The 6,898-nt window shown below is 48.3% G+C and carries 2 protein-coding genes and 3 pseudogenes; all 5 read left to right on the top strand.

From position 1 onward, the window contains the following. Positions 1–516 precede the first annotated feature (516 nt). Positions 517–1,177 (top strand): annotated as a pseudogene (locus tag Q0C11_RS13905) (IS6 family transposase). A gap of 480 nt (positions 1,178–1,657) precedes the next feature. After that, positions 1,658–3,616, top strand: coding sequence for a DNA topoisomerase IV subunit B (locus Q0C11_RS13900; protein ID WP_293008982.1), 1,959 nt, complete (start codon positions 1,658–1,660; stop codon positions 3,614–3,616). 6 nt (positions 3,617–3,622) lie between these two features. Then, a complete protein-coding gene (gene parC, locus Q0C11_RS13895) occupies positions 3,623–6,010 on the top strand; it encodes a DNA topoisomerase IV subunit A (protein WP_293008980.1) in 2,388 nt (795 codons plus the stop codon). Positions 6,011–6,182: 172 nt separating this feature from the next. After that, positions 6,183–6,587 (top strand): annotated as a pseudogene (locus Q0C11_RS13890) (IS6 family transposase); the annotation flags it as partial. A gap of 81 nt (positions 6,588–6,668) precedes the next feature. Then, positions 6,669–6,782 (top strand): annotated as a pseudogene (locus Q0C11_RS13885) (IS110 family transposase); the annotation flags it as partial. Between the last annotated feature and the right edge of the window lie 116 nt (positions 6,783–6,898).

The following is a 6,898-nucleotide window of genomic DNA, read 5'->3' as shown; positions in this document are numbered from 1 at the left end:
CACTCACAGATAAAAATCCAGCAAAAAACACGACAAGCAGCAACAATAGAAATTAATTAACTATTTGATAGAATTGCTTTAGCTTGTTGTTATTTGTTGTGGCTTATTGATATAAATGGATTTGTAATCAGAAGGTCCCGAGTTCGATTCTTGGTGTCGGCACCAATAAGATATTACTATTAAATACAATAAGTTATATCATATAAATAAAATCCTTGTTTTGATTTGAGGGTAAGACCATCTGATTAAAAATCATAGTGTCGGTGGTTGAATCTGTACTGCTTATTTGTTGTGTGGTCTAAGAAACCAATTTCTCTTGAACTGTGATGGAAGTTCTCTCCTTGCAAAAAAGTCGCTCTTAAAAGATATGTGCTGTCATAAATGGAATCTATCGGTTTAAGCAGCAAGCCGATTTGCATAGTATTTCGGTTCTGTCGCATTAAGCGGGATCATCGATACCTTCTCGTGTAGAGTGTTGACCATTAAAGAGATGGTAATGCTACATGCTTATTTTAAATAAGGACGCGATTTCCGATTGAGATAATTCTGGTTTGTATCCGCTGGTACGCGGCGTATCCGTTAAGTTGCCGACAGCTAGAAGAAATGATGGAGGAGCGTGGTGTTACAGTTGATCATTCTACAGTGAGCCGTTGGGCGATCCGGTTTCTACCATTATTGGAAAATATTTTCAGAAAAAAGTATAAACGCTCGGTTGGTAGAAGCTGGCGTATGGACGAGACTTATATCAAGGTCAAAGGTGCCTGGAAATACCTTTATCGTGCTGTCGACAAAGAAGGAAACACCATTAATTTCCTATTGACAGCCAAGCGTGATAAAGCAGCCGCCATGCGCTTTTTTAAGAAGGCCATTAAGAGCAATGATATGCCTGAAAATGTAGCGATGGACAAGAGTGGTGCCAGTAAAGCAGCTCTTGATCAGATCATCAAGAATAATGACATTTCCATTGTCGTCAAAATACCTCAACAATATCGTGGAACAAGACCATCGGGCAGTGAAGTGAATAACAAGACCAATGCTCGGATTCAAATCTTTTCAATCAGCTAAAAACATCTTGGCTGGCATCGAGCTCATGCACATGATCCGCAAAGGTCAGATGATGATGGAGGGAGCTGCCAAGATGTCTTTTGTTGATCAATTTTATGCGCTGGTAGAATAAATCCGCCTAGTTTAAATGGATGGCATGTCAGCTCATCCGAAATATGCCTTTTTGCGCTTAATGCGACAGAACCAAAATTCCGGCGGTTTGGTCTTACAACCCCTTAGTGGATATGTTGGAAATTCCGACACGCGCCGACCATGTGCGTTTGGATATCGTTACACCGATTTTTTCTGTTGTCAAAACCGTGGCTGGTGTGTGAGAAGTTAGCTTTGAGTTGAATGATATGTTTTATAATTGCAGTAGCGGCATACAAGGATTGATAATCGAATAACTACGCATTTTGCCAATCAGTTTTGCATTCGCAGTCAAGTGACAATTCTAATTCTATTAACTGCCCGTTCATTCAATCAAATCCAGTTAAGCTAAAAACTCTACCAAAATGTGCGGATTGTACTTTTTCCGCTAGGCACATTCTATGGATGAATATATGGAGAAAAGGTTCGGGATGTATTTCGAGATCAAACCTATTTAATTATCATGGCAAAACAAACTTACGATGAATCTTCGATCCGAGTGCTGCGCAAGCTGGAACCTATCCAGTTGCGGCCGGGCATGTACACCCGCACCACGGACCCCACGCATATGGTGGTGGAAGCCATCGATAATGCGGTCGATGAGGCGATAGCAGGGTATGCCAGAAATATCGAAGTGACGCTTTACCGCGATGGCACCGTCGGCGTCGCAGATGATGGTCGGGGCATTCCGGTCGGTCTGCATCCGGAAGAAAATATTCCAACCATACAGGTTGTGTTCCAGGTAATTCACTCCGGCGGTAAGTTCGCCAAAGGGGACTCGGACAGTAGCTATAAATTTACTGGCGGCTTGCACGGTGTGGGCGTTTCAGTGACCAATGCGCTTTCCACTCGCCTGGAAGTGGAAGTCAAACGCGAAGGCAAGCAACATCGCATCGTTTTTGCCGACGGTGAAGTCATCGAGCCGTTAAGCGTTATCGGTACTTGCGGCGTGCGCAATACCGGTACCGCGCTGCGAATCTGCCCGAATGCAAAGTATTTTGATTCCCCATCGCTGCATCGGGGAGAGTTGGAACACTTGTTGCGGGCCAAGGCAATGTTGCTGCCGGGGGTCAAAGTACTGCTCAATATTGAAGCCGCTGCTGGTTTTGATGTCAAGGAATGGCATTTTGCGGGTGGAATCGCGCAGTATCTAGATCAAATGATTGCTGAGGATGAGCCGGTTGCGCCTGCTTTCTGCGGAGAAAAATATCTGGTTGCTAATGAAACCTTTTCGGATGGTGAGGGCGTGCAATGGGCACTGGCATGGGTTGTCGGCTCGGGCGGGGGCGAATCCTATGTCAATCTGATCCCGACATTGGGAGGCGGAACGCACGAAGCTGGTTTGCGTGATGTGGTGTTCAATAGTGTGCGCACTTTCGCGGAACAACATGGATTGATGCAGCGCAACGTCAAGCTGGCGGCCGAGGATGTATGGTCCAAGCTGCGTTTCGTGCTGGCACTCAAGATGGTGGATCCGAGTTTTTCTGGTCAGACCAAGGAAAAATTGTCCTCGCGTGAAGCTATCAAGCTGGTTGCGGTCGCCATAAAGGATGCGCTAGATTTATGGTTTAACGAGCATGTGGCGGAAGCGACAAAGATTGCCGAGCAAGCCATCAAGAATGCTATTGATCGCGGCAAGACTGCTAAAACAGTTGAGCGCAGAAAAGGCTCCGGCGTGGCAGTGATGCCAGGCAAACTCACCGATTCAGAACTGACCGGCCTCAACGCCGAATTGTTTTTGGTAGAAGGGGATTCCGCTGGTGGTTCGGCCAAAGCGGGGCGCGATAAAGAGACTCAGGCGGTACTACCGTTGCGGGGTAAAGGCATGAACAGTTGGGAAGTGGATCAATCGCAGATCCTTGCCAACCAGGAAATCCACAATATTTCCGTGTCGCTGGCGATTGATCCGCACAAGCTGGATAGCGATGTAGATATGAGTGCCTTGCGCTATGGCAAGATCATCATCCTGTCCGATGCGGATGATGACGGTAGCCATATCCAGGCATTGCTGCTTACTTTATTTTTCCGGCATTTTCCCAAAATTATTCAACATGGGCATGTGTATATCGCCAAACCACCGTTGTTTCGGATAGATGTGCCGGCACAAGGCAAAAGCAAGTCTCCACGCAAGCTATATGCTTTGGATCAGGTGGAACTGGATATATTGGAAGCACGTCTGCGCCAGGAAGGCGTTAAAGAAAGCGGTTGGGCCATTTCGCGTTTCAAGGGTTTGGGAGAGATGGACGCGGTCCAGTTGTGGGAAACCACCTTATGCCCGGACACACGCCGGCTGGTGAAGATAGGCATGGGCAATGTGACACAGGCAGTGGGTACCTTCAATACCTTGATGGGTAAGTCGCATACCGGCGAGCGCAAGGAATTGATTATGATTCACGGCAACGAAGTGGAAGCGGATATATAACGAAAAATGAAGAATATGGACCTATTTGATGCGCTGGATTCCTCCTCACCGACTCAAGTGACGCCGCAGGAGACCGAATTGTCGCCACCCGCACCGCCAGCCTCTGCTCCGAATGGTAGTGATAACGACGATGGCAGCATTGATCTGGCTGAATACACGCATCAGGTGTATTTGCGCTATGCCATTAGTGTCGTCAAGGGGCGGGCGCTACCCTCTGCATCCGATGGCGAGAAGCCGGTGCAGCGTCGCATTCTCTATGCGATGCATCGTCTGGGTCTGACCCAAGGATCAAAGCCAGTTAAGTCGGCTCGCGTGGTCGGTGATGTGATTGGTAAATATCATCCCCATGGCGACTCTGCCTCCTATGAAGCGATGGTACGCATGGCTCAGGATTTTGTGTTGCGTTATCCCTTGGTTGATGGTCAGGGTAACTTTGGTTCGCGTGACGGAGATTCTCCGGCAGCCATGCGGTATACAGAAGTCAGACTGACTAAATATGCTGAATTGCTACTGTCCGAAGTGGATGCAGGAACCGTGGATTTTCGCCCTAATTATGACGGATCAGAGCAGGAGCCGGTGGATTTGCCTGCACGTCTCCCATTACTGCTATTAAATGGCGCATCCGGCATCGCGGTCGGTATGGCGACGGAATGCCTGCCGCACAATATGCGTGAGGTAGGTAATGCAGCGATTGCGCTGATGCACAACCCGTCAATCAGTGTTGCGGACATATTGCAACATATCCAGGGGCCGGATTTTCCAGGCGGTGGTCAATTGATTTCCAGCGCTAAGGATATACGCGAGGCTTATGCGACTGGGCGAGGTATCTTCCGTGTGCGTGCACGCTGGACCATAGAGCAGCAAGCGCGAGGCCAATGGCGTATGGTAGTGCATGAATTGCCGCCGGGTGTTTCCGTAAAAAAAGTGTTGGAAGAAATTGGAGATTTAACAGATCCGCAGGTGAAAACGGGCAAGAAGGATTTGTCGGTTGAACAGAAGCAAATGAAGCAACTGTTCCTTGATGCACTGGAAATCGTGCGTGACGAATCCGGCAAAGATGCTTCCGTACGTATTATTTTAGAGCCGCGTTCTTCGCGTATGCCGCAAGAGCAATTCATCGACCTGTTGCTCGCGCATACCAGCCTGGAATCTACGGTCCCTGCCAATATGGTCGCAATCGGACTGGATGGCAGGCCGAACCAGAAGAACATCCTGGAATTGCTGATCGAATGGGTGCGATTCCGCATTATCACGGTTACTCGGCGCAGCCAGACAAGGTTTGATCAAGTACAGAAGCGTCTGCATATCCTGAAGGGCCGCATTGCTGTATTGTTGAACCTTGATGAGGTTATCAAAGTTATTCGTGAAGCAGAGGATCCCAAGACCGATCTGATGTCGCAGTTCGGCATCTCCGCCATTCAGGCGGATGATATCCTGGAAATTCGATTGAGGCAGTTGGCCCGCCTCGAAACCATCCGCATTGAGAAAGAAATAAATGTGCTGAAAACAGAAGAGGGGGAGCTAAATTTTATTTTGAGCAATGAAGCGGCGATGCGCGACATGATTATCGGTGAGATTGAGGCGGATGTGAAGAAATACGGTGATGACCGCCGTACATTAATTGAAGCAGCGGAGCGCGTAGTAGCTAAGACGGTATCCGTGCCGGATGAACCCTGTACGGTTATTCTGTCCAAGAATGGCTGGATACGTCAACGCACGGGTCATGAAGTGGAGCTGGGTGGACTGTCATTTAAGGATGGAGACCAATTATTAGCTATTGCGCAAACACGCACCGCTTATCCGGTTGTGGTGCTGGATAGCGGAGGGCGTGCCTACAGCCTGGCTTCGACGGATATTCCTGGAGGGCGCAGCGACGGTGCGCCATTGGCTTCCTTGTTAGACATGCCTCCCAAGGTAAAAGCGGTAGTAATGTGCGCCGCAGCGCCGGATACCCAATATCTGTTCAGTTCGTCCGGTGGATATGGTTTTATTGCTACGCTCAAAGACTTGGTATCTCGCCAGAAGGCTGGCAAGGCTTTCATGACGCTGAGCAAGGGAGCTAGTGTATTGCCAGCGGCGAATGTTATCAACGGCAAGCTGGTTGCGGCGCTGGGCAGCAATGGTAAGTTGTTATTATTTCCGCTCAGCGAAATGAAGGCGTTGTCGGGAGGAAAGGGTGTGATCATTCTCGGATTGAATGATGGCGAATCGCTGATTGCCACGGCAGTGCTTCCGACAGGCTCGTCGCTTCAGATCAACGGTACAGGTGCAGGCAACAAGTCATTACAGGGGGTGCTGAAGTGGGAAGAATTGCAGCCATTGGTATTACGCCGGGCACGCAAAGGGATGCTGGTGCCGGTTAAGTTCAGGCCGGAGAAAATTAAAGCAATCTGAGCTGAATCCTATTTAATAGGGTAAAAAGTTAGGAAAGGGCCAATTGTTACGTAGCAATTTTAGTTTTATGTTTGTCAGTAATGGTCGGGGCGTTTTTTAGGTTCTGTCGCATTAAGCGAGATCATCAACACCTTCGTGTAGACTGTTGATATCGAGAAAATGGTGAAGCTACATGCTGGTTGTAAAAGGAATGCGATTTCCGATTGAGGTGATTCTGGTCTGCATCCGCTGGTACGCGGCGTATCCGTTAAGTTGCCGGCACCTGGAAGAAATGATGGAGGAGCGTGGTGTTTCAGTTGATCATTCTACAGTGAGCCGTTGGTCGATCCGGTTTCTACCCTTACTGGAAAATATTTTCAGAAAGTATAAGCGCCCGGTTGGTGGAAGTTGGCGGATGGACGAGACTTACATTAAAGTGAAAGACGTTTGGAAATATCTCTATCGCGCTGTGGACAAGGATGGTAAAACGATCGACTTTCTATTAACGGACAAGCGCGATAAGGCCGCTGCTAAACGCTTATTTGACAAAGCCATGCATGCCAGTGGCGTTCCTGAAAAGGTCACGATGGATAAAAGTAATGGACCACTACCCTAAACGGCATCAACGTGCCAAAGTAGTGGTGCAATAAAGCCCACCAAATAGAGAGGAGCGTCCGACATGAAGATTACAACGATAGGCATCGATTTGGCAAAAGAAGTATTTCAGATTCACGGGGTAGATATGCACGGTAAGGCTTTGCTACGTAAGCAACTGCGCCGCAGCGAGATGGTGAATCGCCCCGGATTTACCGGAGACTGTTTGGTTTGAGTCAAGCTGCATCAGCTGACTCCTTTAATTGGCGATAATATGCCATTTCAAATTCTGCTGGTGGAATATTTCCAATCGGC

It is taken from the genome of Nitrosomonas sp. (genome assembly GCF_022842015.1).
Classification (GTDB): Bacteria; Pseudomonadota; Gammaproteobacteria; order Burkholderiales; family Nitrosomonadaceae; genus Nitrosomonas.
This window is presented reverse-complemented; position numbering and strand designations above follow the sequence as displayed.

What these genes read in the sequence shown, in the direction of transcription:
- parC (WP_293008980.1), top strand. Translation starts at nt 3,623, where the DNA reads ATGAAGAATATGGACCTATTTGATGCGCTGGATTCCTCCTCACCGACT.
- Q0C11_RS13900 (WP_293008982.1), top strand. Translation starts at nt 1,658, where the DNA reads ATGGCAAAACAAACTTACGATGAATCTTCGATCCGAGTGCTGCGCAAG.